This window comes from Janthinobacterium sp. GL_088, from assembly GCF_057837845.1.
In genome coordinates this window covers 5568457-5584627 of record NZ_CM174453.1, presented here as the reverse complement: position 1 = coordinate 5584627, position 16171 = coordinate 5568457, and the positions used below count along the sequence as shown (strand labels likewise).

Genomic DNA, 16171 nt, shown 5'->3' with positions numbered 1-16171 from the left:
TCTCCTTACTTTTTCGCCGTGGCTGGCTTGGCAGCTGCTGCAACCAGGTTTTGCACATTGCGTACCAGGTCGCCGTCATTGAGGAAGCCGGCGCCGCTGACGACAATCGTCGTGTCGGCCGTGATGCCGCCCAGGATTTCAATGCGGTCGCTCAGGCGCCGTCCGGCCTGCACCTTGATCTGGCTGACCCGCTGGTCGGCATTGAGGCGGAAGACATAACTGAAGCCATCGCGCACGGCAATCGCCTGCTGCGGCACCGTCAGCGCGCCCGAGGTGCCCAGCTCAAATTCGCCGCTGGCGTACATGCCGGCCTTGAACGGTGCATTGTTGCCGGTGCTGGCCGGCAGGTCGACATACACGAGGGCGGAACGCGTCTGCGGGTCGACGGTAGGGGCAATCATGCGCACCTTTCCCGTCAAAGTGCTGCCGTTGGCGGCCTTGACCTGCGCCAGGGTACCCGCTTTCAGGTTCAGTAATTCAGTGGCCGTCACTTCGGCGCGCCATTCGAGGCGGCCCTGGCGGATCATGCGGAACAATTCCGTGCCGGCGCCCACCACCGACCCCACGGTAGCCGAGCGCGAGGAGATGATGCCGCTGTCGGGCGCCACCACCTGCGTGTATTTCAGGCGCAGCTGCTGTGACGCCAACTGCGCCTTGGTCGAGGCGATGCGCGCGTTGGCCGTCTGCTCTGCCGTCAGGTACTGGCTGATCTGCTGCGCGCTGATGGCGCCCGTGCTTTGCAGCGAGCGGGCGCGCTGTGCGTTGGCGGCTGCTTCCGCGGCATTCGCTTCCGCCTCCAGCACGGCGGCCTTCGCCTGCGCCACGTCGGCGTTCACCGTGTCGTTCGAGAACACGGCCAGCACCTGGCCGGCGCGCACGACGTCGCCGACATTCACGCGCACGTCGGTCAGGCGCAAGCCGTTCGATTCGCTGCCGATGACGGCTTCCTGCCAGGCGGCCACGTTGCCGTTCGCCTGCAGCTTGATGGGCAGGTTGGCCGTTTGCGGCTTGGCCGTGGTGACGGTGAGCGCCGGCTTTTGCGCCGCGTTCTTATCCTTGGCGTCATCTGCCGCCGTGGAGGACGGGGAGTACAGGGCCACGCCGGCACCCAGCACAACGCAAAGGGCGGCAAGGGCGAGCGCCATCGGTTTCAAGGTCATTTTTTTCATGTTGTCGTATCCGTCAGAGGGCATTGTTGGCGATGGCGCTGCTGGTCCAGCCGCCGCCGGCGGCGCGGTACAGCGCCACCCAGGCGGCGCTGCGTTCGCGCTCGAGATTGACCACCGTATTTTCGGCGGCCAGGCGCGTGCGGCGCGCGTCTTCCAGTTCGATCAGGCTGGCCAGGCCATTCTTGTAGCGGTCCTCGGTGGCGACAAACGACACGCGGTAGCCTTCCAGGGCCGTCTTGGCGTAGCTGCTGCGCTCGTCCGTGCTGGCCAGGTTGACCAGCGCCTCTTCCACTTCGCGCACGGCCTGGCGCACGCCGGCACGATATTTCACCACGGCTTCGTCGTAGCGCGCCGTGGCCGCATCGACCTGGGCGCGGCGGGTGCCGCCGTCGAAGATGGGCAGGCTGACGGCCAGCGGGCCGATGCTCCAGGTGCTGGCCGTGATGCTGGTGCCGCCGGCGCGGATATTGCCCTTGCCGATGGAGCCGGCAAGGCTCAGGCGCGGGTAGCGCTGCGCCTGCGCGCCGCGCACTTCGAAGCTGGCGGCTGCCACTTCGCGTTCAGCGCTGTAGATGTCGGGACGCTGGCCCAGGGTTTGCGCAGGCAATTCCGCAATCGCCACGGGCGAGGGCGCAACAAAGGGACTGGCCGCCAGCTTCTGGCGCAGCGACGCTTCCGGCATCGCCGACAGGGCCACCAGCGCCTTGACATTCACGTCGCAGGCGGCGCGCTGTTCGATGGCTCGGCTGGCGCCTTCGGCGGCGCTGGCGCGGGCCAGGGCGGCGTTGGCGGGCGGCTGGAAGCCGGCACCGGCGCTCAGCTCCGTCAGGCGTGCCGAATCGCGGCGCGAGACGGCATCCTGATCGGACACGGCCTGCAATTGCTGGCAGGTGCGCAAGGCGTAGTACTGGTTCGCCACTTCGGCGGCCACCGAGACGCGCGCTTCATGCCAGAGCGCGCGGGCGCTGTCGTAGCGCTCCTGCGCCGCATCGCGCGTGGCGCGGTTGGCGCCAAACACGTCGATTTCCCACGACGCCTGAAGCGCAGCCTGCGAGGTGGTGCCGCTCGGCTGCGCCGATTGCTGGCTGGTGCGCACCACGCTGCCCGTTGCATCGAGCTTGGGCGCCAGCGCAGCGCCGCTGGCGATGCTGTCCGCGCGCGCCTGCACGATGCGCGTGCCGGCGGCGGCGATGGTCGGACTGACCTGCTGCGCGTCGTTGATCAGTTCCACCAGCAGGCTGTCGCCCTGGCCCTGCCACCAGCTGGCCAGGTCCGTCAGTTTGCCGTTATGTGGCAGCGGTGCCTGCCACTGAGCGGGGGCACTGGCGGCCACCGCTGCGGGCGGCCCCTGCAGGGCGCAACCGCCCAGTGCCAGCACGATGCTGACAGCCAGGACGCGTTGAACGGTGCATCGAATAGTCGTCATGCTTGTCCTTCTGCTTGTCGTTGAGCGGTACGGTGGGAGGGTGGAATGGCCAGGCGCCGGCGCTCCACCTCGGCCATGGCCAGCGCGTAGTCGGTCATGCGCGCCAGCCAGGTGTCGATCGCGTGCGGCGACTCCAGCAGTTGCGGGCGCAGGGTTTGCAGCACTTCGGTGCCCACCATGTGCTGCAAGGCCAGCGAAGCGATGGAAAACGCCAGGCGGTGCATGTCGTCGCTGTTGTCGGGCGCACCCAGGTGGCGCGCCAGCACGCGCGTGAGCGCCTCGTGCTCGGGGCGGATATTCTGGTCGATCTCGCGCGCCCACAGGCCCGTCGGTTCGAGCATTTCGCGGCACCACAGGCGCATGCAGTCGCGTGCGATGTCGCCCTGCTGCATGGGCGCGAGCAATTGCGCATAAAAGCCTTCCAGGCTTTCGCGCAAGGTGAAATGCGGTTGTTCGTACAGGGCGATATTGTCTTGCGGGCTGGCTGACTGCTGCGCAAAGGCGGCGCGGTACAGGCCAGCCTTGTCGCCAAAATAATAGCTGATGGCGGCCGCGTTCGTGCCGGCCGCCTGCGCCAGTTCGCGCGTGGAGGTCTTGGCGTAACCCTGTTCGGCGAACAGGCGGATGGCGCTATGCAGCAGCCGCTCGCGCGACTGTTCGCCGTCGGAGCGGGGCTTGCGCCCATCGTCGGCGTGGGAAGTGGGGATGGCGTTTTTTTCAATCATGCCGGAGATTTAATCATATATCTCAAGCGATTGATATAACTAAGCCGGTTGATTTAGTTAAGAAAGGATGAAGATGCGTGGAAAACGCAGGCAAAAAAAAGCCCGCGGTTGTATTCGCGGGCTGAATCCAATGTTCGGAGAACGAATTGGAGGAGACAGTTCTACTATAGCGCCGAAAATGGTGCGGTGCAATACCGTAGAACTACTGTATCGGTCTGTCTGGGATGGCAAAAAGCCAGCATTTCATGCTGCGGCGCACAGCAGCTCAGGCCTTGCTGCGCAGGGCCAGGGTAAACGTGCTGCCGGAACCGTAGTCGCTGTTGAAGAACAGGGCGCCGCCGATGGCGTTGGCCAGGTTCTGGCACAGGTACAGGCCCAGTCCCGCCCCTTCCACATGGCGCGTGGAGGTGGAATCGAGCTGCGAGAAGGCCTGGAACAGCTTGGCCTGGTCTTCTTCCTTGATGCCGGCGCCGCTGTCGGCGATGCTCATTTCCGTCACCAGCACGCCGTCTTCGTCGCGCTGGGCAAGGCTGATGCGCACCGTGCCCTGTTCCGTGAACTTGATGGCGTTGTTGAGCAAGTTGATGAGGATTTGCGTCAGTGCGCGGCGATCCGTGTCGATGATGGCGGGCGGCTGGCCCGCTTCTCCCAGCGCCATTTCCAGGGCCAGGCCTTTTTGCTGGGCCAGGGGGCGCAGGGTGTCGGCCACGTCGGCCATCAGTTCCTGGCAGTGCACGGGCTCGATCGACAGGGTCAGCTTGCCCGCCTCGATCTTGGCCACGTCGAGGATGTCGTTGATCAGCGAGAGCAAATGGCGCGCGCTGGCGCGGATGGTATTGAGTTGCTTGTCCTGGTCGGACGTCAGGGGACCGGGCAGTTTCATCAGCAGCGCGCCCGTGAAGCCGATGATGGCGTTGAGCGGCGTGCGCAGTTCATGCGACATGTTGGCGATGAAGGCGGACTTCATGCGGCTCGCTTCGGCCAGTTCCAGGTTTTTCAGGGCGATTTCGCGGTTGATGGTTTCCAGTTCGGCCGCATGGTGCGCCAGGCGCATGTTCAGCTCGATCACCTGGCGTTCGCGCGCCTGCAGTTCGCCGTTCACCTGCACCGCCTGTTCATAGGTCGAGATCAGCAGGTCGAGGATTTGCTGGCGTTCCGCATTGATGAAATGCTTCTGGTCGCCCAGGTACAGGGCGATGCCGATTTCCACGTTCTGGTTCTTGCGCAACTTCTGGTTCATCAGCATGTGGCTGATGCGGTTGAGCAGGTAGTCTTCCGCGTAAGGCTTGCGGATGAAATTGTCGGCGCCGCACTCGATGCCGCGGATGATGTCCTTCGGATCGTTGAGCGAGGTGACGAGGATCACGGGGATGTCGCGCAAGGTCGGATCGGACTTGATGGCGCGGCACAGGTCGTAGCCATTCATTTCAGGCATGACGATATCGGACAGCACCAGGTGCGGTTTGCGCTCGCGGATGGCGGCCAGGGCCAGCTGGCCATTCGCCGCCACGCGGGCGTTATAGTGCAGCGACTGGATCAGGCGGCGCAAGCGCTCCGCCTGAGTCGGGCTGTCCTCGACGATCAGGATCTCGATTTCGTCAGGCTTGATTTGGTTGTTGGAGTCCACAGACCTCTCCTAGAATTTCAGTGTGGTGATGCTGGGCGCGATGAGCGCACAATATCGACATCGTATGACTATATCGGATTTAGGTCTGCAAAAGTAACTTCCAAGTAACTATTTTGACCACAGGGAATGCTGTGGCCGCTTGTCAGTTTTCGCCCTGGAATTGGCCTGCGCGATAGGTGAGCACGAGCGTATCGCGGTGTCCATGCTCGCCGATGGGCTGGATCGGCGTCGATTCGTGGATCACGGCTGCATCGTCGAGCAGCAGCAGCGACCATGGCTCGGTCAGGGTAAAGCGCTTGCCGTTGGGGCCGTCTGCTTCGAAGATGCGCGTCTCGCCGCCCTTGACCTGTTCGCGCCCGATCAGCAGCACGGCGACAAAATCGACACCGTCGCGGTGCGCGCCTTCCGGCGTGGGGCGGCCGATGCCATCGGTCGTATCGATGCGGAACTGGTGCGCCTCGATGAACCACGGCTGGCTGCCCTTGACCTGCGAGCAGGCGTCGCCCAGCGCGCGGATCAGCTGTTGCCAGGCCGCTTGCGCGACGATAGCCGCTTCGACTGGTTCGAACAGGCGGTGCATGCCGCCGTGCAGGGCGTTGTATTCCACCGGTTGCCAGTGCGGACGATGCGCCGTCTGCGTCAGGCGCTCGCCATCCTGCACGAAGCACGAGTGGCGCCGGCGGCGATAGCGGCCGCCATCCTTCAGGTAATTGTCCAGCGGCAAGGTATTCCAGCTTGGTTCCAGCATGCGCAATGCGGCCAGCGGGCAGCCGGCCAGCGCGGCCACGTCCTGCGGGCGCAGGACGGCATAGCCGTCGTCGCGCAAGGCTTCCTTGACGTGGGACGGGTCGGTAAAGATCGGTGCGGAAGTGCTCATGGCGGTGCCGGCCGCAATGCGGCCTGTCTCAGTTTATCCAGCCTGGCATTCTACGACTTCGCGGCGTTTCCTGTGCACTGAGACAGGAATTATTCTTGTTGCGTTAAAAATTCTTTACCAGGGTCAGGCGCAGCGAGCGCGATTCCACCGGATGGAAGTGGATATCGTCGACGGGCTGCGCCTCGCCGGGCAGGCGCGAGGCATAGTAATAGTCGATGGCCGAGTCGCGCCGGTTGGCCAGGTTGTAGCCTTCCAGCTCCACGCGCAAGGTCTTGTCGATCTGGTAGGCGATGCGCCCGTTCAAGCCCACGCTGGCCGCGGAGCGCACGCTGTTGTCTTCCACCAGCGGGCGCGGACCGAAGTAGCGCAGGCGCAAGGAGCCTGACCACGGCCCCGATGGCGTCACCGTCATGGCCAGCTGGGCCACGCCTTCGATGGCGCCGGGGATGAAGTCGCCCGCCGGGTCGCTGCCGCGCGAGCGCGCCCGCGCATATGCGAGGTCCAGGTCCAGCGACAGCCAGCTGGCCGCCTTGTAGTAGCTGGAAAACTCGATGCCGTAGCGGCGGCTGGGGCGGCCCGCCTCGGTGGCGCCCGCGTCGCCGATGAACAGCAGCTCGGAATCGAAGTCCAGGCGGTACAGCGACAGCGAGGTTTGCAGGCCGACGATGGCGGCACTGCGCAAGCCCAGTTCCAGTCCGCGCGAGCGCACCAGGGGTGTGACCTTGTCCGCCGCTTCGCCCGTCTTCGGGTCGAGCGTGATCGTCGTGCCGCGCGCATCGTTGCTGTGAAAGCCATTGCCGATGTTGAAATACGCTTCCGTATCGCGCCAGGGCCCCGCGATCACGCTCAGGCTGGGGCTGAACAAATGGTCGCTGGCCGTGCCCGAATTGGCGGCGCGGTCGCTGCGCACATCGAAGCGGTAGGCGTCCGCGCGCAGGCCGGCCACGGTGCGCAGCCAGCGCGACCAGCGCGTGCTGTTTTCGCCATACACGCCGATACTCGACTCGACGATATGGTCTTGCCGCGTGGTCGACAGGATCTGCCGCTGCCGCGTGTTGTACAGGCCATTGTGGATATTGTCGTTCTGCAGCTGCAGGCCGATGGTGGTGTCGCTGCTGCCCCTGTCCGTGTGGCGGTGCCAGGTATGGCTGGCGTCGAGGCCGGACGTCACGCGCCGGTCGGGCTGGGCGAACTGGTCGCCGTTATCGGGATCATCCATCGCATACGTAAAATTCGAGAACAGGGCCAGGCGGTTGGCGATCACATACGCGCTGACCCTGGACGACATGTCGTCCGTCGTCTGGCGCCAGGCGCCCGACAGGCTGTAGCGCTGCGCCTTGCCGCCGTCGCTGGCATCGATGGCGTCGAAGCGGCCCAAGGTGCCGTCCTGCACGGCCCGCAGCGGAATCTGATCGGTGGCGTTCCAGCTGGCGTCATACGCCATGGCCGTGACATTGAAGCCGTTGTTGGCATAGCCTTCGCTGTAGCGCAGCACGCCATTGAGCTTGCGGTAGCGGTCCGGCTGCGTGAACGGGCCATCGTTGTGCTGCGCTTCGAGCGCGTACAGCAGGCTGCCGTCGCCCGCGTCGAGCGTATCGGCCAGCAGGGCGCGGCGAAAGCCGTTTTGTCCGATGCCCACGCTGGCGACGCCCTGCGTCAGGCGGTTCGCATAGACGACGGACGCCGCGCCCGCCGAGGAAAAATCGCCTTGCGCCGCCGAATATGGCCCCTTTTTGTAATCGAGGCGCATGGCCAGTTCGGGGATCAAAAAGTTCAGGTCCGTCCAGCCCTGTCCGTGGCCATGGCTGCGCTGGTTGACGGGCATCTCGTCGACGGTGGTGCGCAAGTCCGTGCCGTGATCGAGGTTGAAGCCGCGCAGGTAGAACTGGTTGGCCTTGCCCTCGCCGCTATGCTGGCTGACGATCAGTCCCGGCACGGCTTCGAGCAGTTCGCCGGGACGGTAGCTGGTGCGCGCGTCGAGCTGCTTTTGCGTGACGCTGCCCGCGTTGGCCGAATCGGCCACGCCCAGCTGGTTCAGGCGCGAACCATCGACCAGCACGCGCTGGAAGATGTCGTCGGCATGGGCGGCGGTGGCGGAAAACAGGGCGGCGAGGAGGAGGGAAAGAGTGCGTGGCGTCATGGGTGTCTGGTTGTAGCAGGGCTTAGCGGATCGGCAGTTCCGTGTTCTGGCGGTCGAAAATCAGCGTCTGGATGCTGCCGCTGTCCTGCACGTTGAGGGTGTTGCGCTGGCTGGGCAGGAAATCGATCAGCAACTGGTTGTGGATACGCGTGGCGGGGGCCAGGCGCGTGCGTCCGATCTCCTGGAAGATCACCACGTTGTCGGCATTGACTTTCATGCCGACCCAGTTCAGGCGCAGGCGCTTGCCGTCCGGTCCCACGAGGTAGAACTGTTTCTCGACATAGCGGCGCAGGGCCGCTTCGCTGTCTTCCTGACCCAGGTCGAACTGGCGCTGGTACAGGTTCGTCAGGAGCGCCTCGACGTCGTGGCCCGTGTAGGTGTGCACCACTTCCGTGCTGCCGCTGACCGCGTTATAGCTGATGTCGGCGATACCCATGTGGAAATTATGGGCGTTCGCCACCATGCTGGCGCAGGCCAGCGTGGCGCAAGCCAGCGCGCGCCAGCGCTTCACGCCTCGTCGCCCTTGGCCGAGCCGCCGTTCTTGTCTTTCAGCGGCGTATGAAAATCGCGCATCAGGTTGTCCTTGGGCGACTTCTCGCTCTTGAACAGTTCCAGGCGCGATGGCGTGATTTTTCTCGGCCAGCTATTGTTGCTGGTGTCGATGTCGGCCGTTTCCCAGTACGGGTCCTGCACCAGGCCCACCATCGGTTCATCCGTGATGACGACCTTGGTGATTTTCTTCGGCGAGTAGCGCCACACTTCGGCCGGCACGCGCTCGACGTACTTTTTGCCGCTTTTCAGTTCGATTTCGAGGATCAGGGGCATGACCATGCCGCCCACGTTCGACAGGTCGACCAGGTACAAATGCTTGCCCTGTTTCAGCAAGTCCTTTTCCCACGGCTCCAGGGCGGCCAGCGCTTCGGTATAGGCGTTGCGGTCCTTGTTGGTCACCGTGAAATCGTCGTGCTGATTGTAGAAATCCTTCAGCTCCGGATGTGCATCGACCCGGCGCGGCATGCCCTTGTTGGCGCGGCTCGTGACGGATTCCGGCTGGGCCTCCTTTTGCGCTTTTTTCCAGGCCTTTTCCGTTTCGGGATTCTTCGAACTCACGCCGTACTCGCTGATGCCGTCGATGCTGATGTCGACCGGGTCGGTCGTATAAAACCAGCCGCGCCAGAACCAGTCGAGGTCCGTGCCGGAAGCGTCTTCCATGGTGCGGAAAAAGTCGGCCGGTGTGGGGCGCTTGAACTTCCAGCGCTGCGCATATTCCTTGAACGCGTAGTCGAACAGTTCGCGCCCGAGGATGGTCTCGCGCAGGATGTTCAGGCCCGCCGCCGGCTTGGCGTAGGCGTTGTTGCCGAACTGCAGCAAGGATTCGGAATTGGTCATGATCGGCACCTGGTCGCGGCTACGCATGTAGTCGACGATCTCGCGCGGTTCGCCGCGCGAGGCCGGATAGTTTTCTTCCCACGCCTGCTGCGCCAGGTATTGCACGAAGGTGTTGAGGCCTTCATCCATCCACGTCCACTGGCGCTCGTCCGAGTTGATGATCATCGGGTAGTAGTTGTGGCCTACCTCGTGGATGATCACGCCGATCAAACCATATTTGGTGCGCTTCGAGTAGGTCAGCTCGCCCGTCTTCTTGTCTTTCACGGGACGGGGACCGTTGAACGAGATCATCGGATACTCCATGCCGCCCACGGGGCCGTTGACGGAAATCGCCGTCGGGTACGGGTAGGCTATGCTGTACTTGTTGTACTGTTCGATCGTGTGCACGATGGCTTGCGTGCTGTACTTTTCCCACAGCGGATTGCCCTCTTTCGGATAGTAGGACATGGCCATCACATCGCTGCCGCCCTTCTTGTAGCCCTGCGCATCCCAGATGAACTTGCGGCTCGAGGCCCAGGCGAAGTCACGCACGTTGGCCGCTTTGAAGTGCCACGTTTTTTGCGCGCGGCTCACGGATTTCTCGGCCGCTTCCGCTTCCTTTTGCGTGACGATGACGACGGGCTTGTCGCTGCCGCGGGCCTTTGCCAGGCGCTCGCGCTGCGCGGCGGACAGCACCTCCTGCGGGTTTTGCAGCTCGCCCGTGGAGGCGACGATATGGTCGGCTGGCACCGTCAGCTGCACGTCGTATTCGCCAAATTCCAGGGTGAATTCGCCGGAGCCGAGGAATTGCTTGTGCTGCCAGCCGGCTGCGTCGTAGTAGGCCGCCATGCGCGGGAACCACTGCGCCACTTCGAACAGGGCGTTCTTGTCGTCGAAGACTTCATAGCCGGCGCGCCCGCCCAGTACCTTCTGTTCATTGATGCGGTAATCCCAGTCGATCTGGAAGACGAAATCCTGGCCCGGTTTCAAAGGCTGCGGCAGGTCGATGCGCATCATCGTGCGGTTCACAACATATTTCAAAGGCTGGCCATCGCCCCCTTTCAAGGCGCGGATATTGAAGCCGCCCTGGAAGTCGCCGCGTGCCAGGATGCCGCGCAAGCCTTCGAACTTCATCGTGTCTTCGCCCGCCGTCTTGGCCCACGCCTGGCGCGATGGCGCCGTGGCCATGCGGCGCGCGTCGGAATCGGGCTTGTAGATATTCTGGTCCAGCTGCACCCACAGGTAGCCGAGGGTGTCGGGCGACTGGTTATGGTAGGTGACGGTGCCGCTGCCGGCGATTTCTCGTTTGGCTTCATCGAGGGTGGCGCGGATCGTGTAGTCGGCGCGCTGCTGCCAGTAGGCGTGGCCCGGTGCGCCGGAGGCGGTGCGGTAGGTATTCGGGGTGGGCAGCACTTCTTCGAGCTGGCGGAACTTGTCGTCGAAGGGCTCGGCAGCGAAGGCCGACACGGTAAAGCAGAGAGCCAGCGAGGCTACGGAGCCGAAAGGTATGCGCATATTCACCCTGATGTTGTTGTAAGGAAATAGTGGCAACTATTCTATACGCAGGGTGGGGCCATCCTTGTATCGATTTGTAATAAAGAAAGGCTGATTTCGCGCCAGCTTTTGCCTGGCGCTGTCAGGGCAATGCTTTACCTGATTTTGCTCGGAAAAGAAGCGCTTTTACTCACTTTTCATCAGGCTGTCGCGTAACTGGTTCAGTTGTTGTTTCATGTCCACAACCTGCTCCACGCTGCAGTGGCTGGCCGTCAGGATGGCTTCTGGCAGCAGGGCCGCCTCGTGGCGCAACTGGTCGCCCTGTTCCGTGAGGGAAATGATGACTTGCCGCTCGTCGCTGGCGGCGCGCGTGCGCGTCAACAGGCCCGATTGCTCCATGCGCTTGAGAAGGGGCGTCAGTGTGGCCGAGTCGAGGAACAGGCGCTCGCCCACTTCCGACACTGTCAGGCCATCGCGCTCCCACAACACCATCATCACCAGATATTGCGAATAGGTGAGGCCGAGCTTGCGCAGCAGCTTGCGATACAGCTTGTTCATGGCAAGCGAGGTCGAGTACAGCGCAAAGCACAGCTGGCCGTCCAGGCGCGGCACCTGGTGCAAGGGGTTGGGGGCGGTAGTGGTATCCATGGAGACAGTATATATAGCGCACTACCTAATTGCAATGAGCGCGGGCGCCTACCCGGCGTAACGCGCGCGCAGCAGTTCGAGCATCGCGACGTTCTGTTCCCACGCGTCGCTCACGGGCTGCTGCGTGTATGGCAAGGTTTGCGTGTATGGGGCGGGGCCGAATTCCGGCGTGAACGTCATGCGTTCGGCGCCGGCCGCGCGGCGCAGGGCGACGATGGCGTCCCACCACGCCAGGTGAGCGTCGAGCGCCTGTTTCGCTTCCGGCGCGCGGAAGTCGGCTACCTGCGGTCCTTGCGCATGACCGACGCGCGCGTGCACGTGGCGCACCAGCGGCAGTACTTGCGCCAGGGTATGCGGCTGGTCTTCCAGCAGGGATTCGCAGGCGCAGCACCAGTGCGACAGGTCGGCCGTCAAGGGCAGCTCGGGATACTGCTGCAGATACGGCAGCAGCAACATCGGGTGGCCGGAAAAGCGGCTGCGGTGGATTTCATGCACGATGGGCACGCCGTGTTTTGCGGAGATAGCGGCGGCCAGGTCGAGCAGCTGCGCGTTCTGCGCCTGGCTGTAGTAATCCTTGCCCGTGTGCGTGTTGACCAGCACGGGGCGCGCCAGGCAGGCGTTTTCCAGCAGTTCCGCCAGGGCGGCGCGGTGCTGTTCGAAGTCGCTGTGGAACACGGTTTCCCACTGCGCGGCGATCAGTTGCAGTCCCGCCCTGGCGATGCGGTCCGTCCATTCCTCGCGCAGTGCCGCGTCCAGCGGCAGCGACATTTCGATGCCGTCGAAACCGGCCGCCAGCACTTTGTCGATGAAGACGTCGGGCGGCAGCTCGTTATTGCCCCAGTGGGCGGCGAAAACCTCGATGCGCATCAGACGAAGCCCCGCACGGGGAAGGACTCGTCGCGCTGGATCCAGTTGTGGGCCGCGTATTGCGTCTGGCCGTCCGTGGCGTGCAAGGTGTAGGCGTGGCGCGAGACGGGCGAGCGGTTCGGCGCGCTGTAATGGGGCAGCAAGCCGTGGAAGCAGACGAGGGCGCCCGCCTTGACTTCCAGTGGCACGGCCGTGCTGTCGTCGGGCCACGGTGTGCTATCGAGTTTTTCCACGCGCACGGCGTCGCCGTTGCGGATGAAGCGTTCGCGCAGCGGGCCGCGATGGCCGCCCGGTTCGGCCCACAGGCAGCCGTTGTCCAGGGTCGCATCTTCCAGCGCGAACCAGAAGGTGGTCACGCTGACCGGCGTGGTCTCGAAATACGTGGCGTCCTGGTGCCAGCGCACTTCGCCGCCGATGCCGGGCTGCTTGAAGATGTACATCGATTGCCAGACCTGTGCATCGGCCAGGCCCAGGTCGCGCGCCACTGCGGCCAGTTTCGGATCGGCCGAAAAGCTGCGGAAGACGGGGTCCAGGTCATGCATGGCGTGGCCGATCTTGTTGATCGACAGGGATTTGGCCTGCTTCAACTGGCCATCCGGACCGAACGCTTCTTCCTCGAAGAAGCAGCGGATGGTGTTGTCGGACGCGAGAAAATAATCGTTGGTGTTCTTCGCCTGGTCGCGCGTGGTGAAGATCGACTGGCTGACGCTGGGATCGAATTCGTTGACAATCTGCTCGGCGCGCGCGCGCAGGGCGGCGATTTCGTCCGCACCTTTGAAATCGGGCAGGATGAGGTAGCCGTCGCGTTGGTATTGTTCTTGTTGTGAGATTGTCAGCATGGCGGCGGCTCCGGAGGTCAATGGAAAACGCCATTGTAGGATGGGCGAGGGCGGCAAACAATCGCCCCGCGGTTGACAGATTGTCGCCAAAGCGAAGACAATCTTTGACATGGATCAACTAAAAGCGATGGAAATCTTTGTCGAAGTGGCGCGCCAGCGCAGCTTTACGGTGGCGGGACAGCGCCTGGGCCTGACGCGGGCCATGGTCAGCAAGACCATCATGCAGCTGGAAGAGCGCCTGCATGCGCGCCTGCTGCACCGCTCCACGCGCGAAGTGAGTCTGACGGACGCGGGCCGCGCCTATCTGGCGCCGTGCATGGCCACCGTCAGCCAGGCGCAGGAAGCGGCGCGCATGGTGGCGCACGTGGCGCAGGCGGGAGCGGGGGCGGAGCTGGCCGGGCCGCTGCGCATCCAGGCGCCATCGAGCTTCGGCAGCGCGTGGCTGGCCGACGCCGTCGCCCGTTTCAGCCTGCTGCACCCGCAGGTGCAAGCCGAGTTGTTTGTCGACGACGCGCTGCTCGACCCGATACGCCACGGTTTTGACTTGACCATCCGCGTGGGCGGCATTCCGGACAGCAGCGCGCTAGCCATGCGCCCGCTGGCGCCGTGCCGCGCCGTGCTGTGCGCCAGCCCAGCCTACCTGGCGCAATGGGGTGTGCCGCGCACGCCGCAGGATTTATTGCAGCACCAGTGCCTGCATTTCAGCCACCTGACCGATGGCACGAACTGGCATTTTCAGCGTGGAGCAGGGGAGCAGAGGGAGGACGTGAGCGTGCGCGTGCAGGCGGGCTTCACGGCGAATAACGGCCTGGTGCTGCACCAGGCGGCGCAGCGGGGTCTCGGCATCGTCTACAGCACCACGTTTCTCGCCTGGCGCAACCTGCTCGATGGCATCCTGGTGCCCGTGCTGTCCGGCTGGGACCTGCCGCTGAATCACTTGAGCGCCCTGTACCCGGCCAGCCGCCAGCCGTCGCCCAAGGTGCGCGCGCTGATCGACTTCCTGGTGGCCGAATACCAGCCCGTGCCGCCGTGGGACCGGGAACTGGAAGCGGCGGGGTTTTTCAGCTGAAAGCGACGGCTTCCACGATCCACGCGCCATCCGCGTATACGCGCTCGTCGTCGAGGTAGACGGCTTCGGTGACGGCGAAGATGTCGACGTGGTAGCGCGCATCCTTGCGCTTGAATTGCGGCTTGGTGTAGACGCCGTGCTTGGCGCCCAGCGACAGGTGGATGCCGCACATGCGTTCATACGTGCCGATGTCGTTGACCAGCTGTTCGCGCGAAAAGGCGCGGTTCATGCCGAAGCCCAGTTCGCGCACCCACACTTCGCCTTCATGCGCGCGGATGATCTCCAGCATGGCGGTAAATTCCGGCGTGGCGTTTTCCGTGCCGGTGACTCTGCCCTTTTCGATGATCAGGGTGATCGGCGTGTCGGGGCGGTTGACCATGAAGTGCGTATCGCCAAAGACGAAAATGCGCACGCGCCCGTTCACGGCTTCCAGGTCCTGCGATTCCGTAAACACTTCGCCCAGCGGGAACTGGCCGCCGATATTGTTCATGCCGCTGTAGTCGCCGATATTGAGCTTGGCCGATTCGAACGGCGAGGCGAAGACCAGCTGTTCACCGCCGCTGTCGACCATGCCGTGGCGGGCTTTGTTGATGCGCGCCTTCAGCGCGTGGCCGACGCCCCGGTAGTAGGCGGGGTCGTAGGCCAGCGAAGCGATGTAGTGCAAGCCCTGCACGCCGGGCATGCGCGACAGGTGCACGTGTTCGATCACTTTCAGGCCCCGCTTGAACAGCTCGATGCGGATGCGGAACGTTTCCAGGCGGAAGCTGGTCGACTGGATCAGCACGACGAGGCTGCCGGCCGGCAGTTCGGCAAACGCGGCCAGCACGGCATCGGGCGTGACCTCGTCGAAATCGATGAAGGTGGCGTCCGGCAAGGCCTGGCGATACGCTTCCGTCAGCACGACGTTGAGCCAGCTGCGCTTGTCGCAGACGATCAGGGCCGGTTCGTCGGGGTGGTGGCAGATGGCCATGGCCAGCAGGTCGGCCACGTTTTGCGCGGCCACTTCGGTGGCGGCGGCGCTGATGGCGTCGAGCCGGCTGGTGTCATTCTCGGGAAGCGTCATGGTGCGAAGGTGGGGGACGTGAAGTAATCGCAGCATTATAAGGTGATTGCTGCTGGCCACACCATTCCCCATCCGGCGGAGGGCAGGCGGCAGCCGCGCCCCTGATTATCTTGTGTAGTGCTTTCCGGCAATGTATTATTTGATAAATGGTATTGCAGGGCATGGCAGCGAGCCTGGGAGTGGCCCGGCGCAGCGGCAAACGCACGCATGCGCACGGCGGCACGCTTTCAGTGATGCAGGGACAACAAGCCAACAGGCGATGATTAAGAGTGTGAAGTGATGAGCATAATCGGACAAGATATTCCCATGGAGCGGCCGGATACGGATGGGCGCGCCGCCGTCTTCGTTCCCGTCACGGGCGTCAAGGAAGATGTCCTGTTGACCATACGTAAGGGTGCGGCCATCGTCGGCTTTGCCAACCACGACCGTACCATCACCGTGTATTTTGAAAGCAATCGCTTTGACGATCCCGTGCTGGCCAAGTGGGAACACAAGGCGCGCAAGGCCTACGACCGCCTGGTCGACAATGCGCCCACCGTATCGAAACTGACCACCAGCCCCGCCAATTTCGAGCAGATCGGCTATATCAATGGCAAGGGCATCACCATCCGCCGCATGGAGAGCCTGCAGCGCTGGCTTGCGTATTCGGAGGCGATGGATACTTGTCCGGTAACGGATATCATTCCGCGCACGCTTATCGCCAAGCCCGAAAGCGTTAAAGTTTAAGGGCGGGTGATACAACACCCTCGGTGTTGTTGCCTGCCCTGCATTTACCTTACTGTACTGAAGTACTGTCTTCGGGGCGGCGCCTAGCCCTGAGCATTTTCTCAGCCGCTCCTGGTGTGCATACGGGAGCCAA

14 protein-coding genes are annotated in these 16171 nt (G+C 63.6%); 2 read left to right on the top strand and 12 right to left on the bottom strand.

The features are described 5' to 3' along the window. Positions 1 to 5 precede the first annotated feature (5 nt). The 11 genes from AC3IQ7_RS24920 to AC3IQ7_RS24870 all read right to left on the bottom strand — a co-directional run bounded on the left by AC3IQ7_RS24920 (position 6) and on the right by AC3IQ7_RS24870 (position 13180). Entirely contained in the window at positions 6 to 1169 is a 1164-nt protein-coding gene (locus AC3IQ7_RS24920) for an efflux RND transporter periplasmic adaptor subunit (RefSeq protein WP_099378095.1), read from the bottom strand. A 13-nt stretch (positions 1170 to 1182) separates the two neighbouring features. Beyond that, complete coding sequence (locus AC3IQ7_RS24915) at positions 1183 to 2595, bottom strand: efflux transporter outer membrane subunit (protein WP_233516137.1); 1413 nt, start codon at positions 2593 to 2595, stop codon at positions 1183 to 1185. After that, on the bottom strand, positions 2592 to 3320 hold the full coding sequence (locus tag AC3IQ7_RS24910; RefSeq protein WP_489207586.1) for a CerR family C-terminal domain-containing protein: 729 nt from the start codon (positions 3318 to 3320) through the stop codon (positions 2592 to 2594). The genes AC3IQ7_RS24915 and AC3IQ7_RS24910 overlap by 4 nt, the downstream gene beginning before the upstream one ends. Before the next feature lie 265 nt (positions 3321 to 3585). Further along, the gene (locus tag AC3IQ7_RS24905) at positions 3586 to 4947 is read right to left on the bottom strand and encodes a hybrid sensor histidine kinase/response regulator (RefSeq protein ID WP_099378093.1); all 1362 of its coding nucleotides are present in this window, start codon (positions 4945 to 4947) and stop codon (positions 3586 to 3588) included. Between the two features lie 142 nt (positions 4948 to 5089). Next, on the bottom strand, positions 5090 to 5824 hold the full coding sequence (locus tag AC3IQ7_RS24900; protein ID WP_489207585.1) for a 2OG-Fe dioxygenase family protein: 735 nt from the start codon (positions 5822 to 5824) through the stop codon (positions 5090 to 5092). Between the two features lie 103 nt (positions 5825 to 5927). Next, positions 5928 to 7964 carry a TonB-dependent receptor gene (locus AC3IQ7_RS24895; protein ID WP_489207584.1) on the bottom strand — a complete coding sequence of 679 codons (2037 nt, stop codon included), beginning with the start codon at positions 7962 to 7964 and terminating at the stop codon, positions 5928 to 5930. 22 nt (positions 7965 to 7986) lie between these two features. After that, positions 7987 to 8475, bottom strand: a complete 489-nt coding sequence (locus AC3IQ7_RS24890; RefSeq protein ID WP_489207583.1) for a DUF6702 family protein — start codon at positions 8473 to 8475, stop codon at positions 7987 to 7989. After that, positions 8472 to 10847 carry a M1 family metallopeptidase gene (locus tag AC3IQ7_RS24885; RefSeq protein WP_489207582.1) on the bottom strand — a complete coding sequence of 792 codons (2376 nt, stop codon included), beginning with the start codon at positions 10845 to 10847 and terminating at the stop codon, positions 8472 to 8474. The genes AC3IQ7_RS24890 and AC3IQ7_RS24885 overlap by 4 nt, the downstream gene beginning before the upstream one ends. A 165-nt stretch (positions 10848 to 11012) precedes the next feature. Then, complete coding sequence (locus AC3IQ7_RS24880) at positions 11013 to 11474, bottom strand: MarR family winged helix-turn-helix transcriptional regulator (RefSeq protein WP_099378088.1); 462 nt, start codon at positions 11472 to 11474, stop codon at positions 11013 to 11015. A 48-nt stretch (positions 11475 to 11522) separates the two neighbouring features. Then, a complete protein-coding gene (locus AC3IQ7_RS24875; protein ID WP_489207581.1) occupies positions 11523 to 12341 on the bottom strand; it encodes a sugar phosphate isomerase/epimerase family protein in 819 nt (272 codons plus the stop codon). Continuing rightward, positions 12341 to 13180, bottom strand: coding sequence for a phytanoyl-CoA dioxygenase family protein (locus tag AC3IQ7_RS24870; RefSeq protein WP_489207580.1), 840 nt, complete (start codon positions 13178 to 13180; stop codon positions 12341 to 12343). The genes AC3IQ7_RS24875 and AC3IQ7_RS24870 overlap by 1 nt, the downstream gene beginning before the upstream one ends. A 109-nt stretch (positions 13181 to 13289) precedes the next feature. Here AC3IQ7_RS24870 and AC3IQ7_RS24865 point away from each other — a divergent pair, with 109 nt between their 5' ends. After that, complete coding sequence (locus AC3IQ7_RS24865; protein ID WP_489207579.1) at positions 13290 to 14249, top strand: LysR family transcriptional regulator; 960 nt, start codon at positions 13290 to 13292, stop codon at positions 14247 to 14249. On the opposite strand, the gene AC3IQ7_RS24860 is transcribed toward AC3IQ7_RS24865, so the two are convergent. After that, positions 14242 to 15312 carry a M29 family metallopeptidase gene (locus tag AC3IQ7_RS24860; protein WP_489207578.1) on the bottom strand — a complete coding sequence of 357 codons (1071 nt, stop codon included), beginning with the start codon at positions 15310 to 15312 and terminating at the stop codon, positions 14242 to 14244. The genes AC3IQ7_RS24865 and AC3IQ7_RS24860 overlap by 8 nt on opposite strands. A 306-nt stretch (positions 15313 to 15618) precedes the next feature. Here AC3IQ7_RS24860 and AC3IQ7_RS24855 point away from each other — a divergent pair, with 306 nt between their 5' ends. After that, complete coding sequence (locus tag AC3IQ7_RS24855; protein ID WP_099378083.1) at positions 15619 to 16038, top strand: hypothetical protein; 420 nt, start codon at positions 15619 to 15621, stop codon at positions 16036 to 16038. Positions 16039 to 16171: the final 133 nt, after the last annotated feature.

Excerpts from the sequence above, each read along its gene's own strand:
- AC3IQ7_RS24880 (WP_099378088.1), bottom strand. The coding sequence starts at position 11,474 with ATGGATACCACTACCGCCCCCAACCCCTTGCACCAGGTGCCGCGCCTG.
- AC3IQ7_RS24855 (WP_099378083.1), top strand. The coding sequence starts at position 15,619 with ATGGAGCGGCCGGATACGGATGGGCGCGCCGCCGTCTTCGTTCCCGTC.
- AC3IQ7_RS24865 (WP_489207579.1), top strand. The coding sequence starts at position 13,290 with ATGGATCAACTAAAAGCGATGGAAATCTTTGTCGAAGTGGCGCGCCAG.
- AC3IQ7_RS24900 (WP_489207585.1), bottom strand. The coding sequence starts at position 5,824 with ATGAGCACTTCCGCACCGATCTTTACCGACCCGTCCCACGTCAAGGAA.
- AC3IQ7_RS24885 (WP_489207582.1), bottom strand. The coding sequence starts at position 10,847 with ATGCGCATACCTTTCGGCTCCGTAGCCTCGCTGGCTCTCTGCTTTACC.
- AC3IQ7_RS24860 (WP_489207578.1), bottom strand. The coding sequence starts at position 15,312 with ATGACGCTTCCCGAGAATGACACCAGCCGGCTCGACGCCATCAGCGCC.
- AC3IQ7_RS24915 (WP_233516137.1), bottom strand. The coding sequence starts at position 2,595 with ATGACGACTATTCGATGCACCGTTCAACGCGTCCTGGCTGTCAGCATC.
- AC3IQ7_RS24875 (WP_489207581.1), bottom strand. The coding sequence starts at position 12,341 with ATGCGCATCGAGGTTTTCGCCGCCCACTGGGGCAATAACGAGCTGCCG.
- AC3IQ7_RS24920 (WP_099378095.1), bottom strand. The coding sequence starts at position 1,169 with ATGAAAAAAATGACCTTGAAACCGATGGCGCTCGCCCTTGCCGCCCTT.
- AC3IQ7_RS24910 (WP_489207586.1), bottom strand. The coding sequence starts at position 3,320 with ATGATTGAAAAAAACGCCATCCCCACTTCCCACGCCGACGATGGGCGC.
- AC3IQ7_RS24895 (WP_489207584.1), bottom strand. The coding sequence starts at position 7,964 with ATGACGCCACGCACTCTTTCCCTCCTCCTCGCCGCCCTGTTTTCCGCC.
- AC3IQ7_RS24870 (WP_489207580.1), bottom strand. The coding sequence starts at position 13,180 with ATGCTGACAATCTCACAACAAGAACAATACCAACGCGACGGCTACCTC.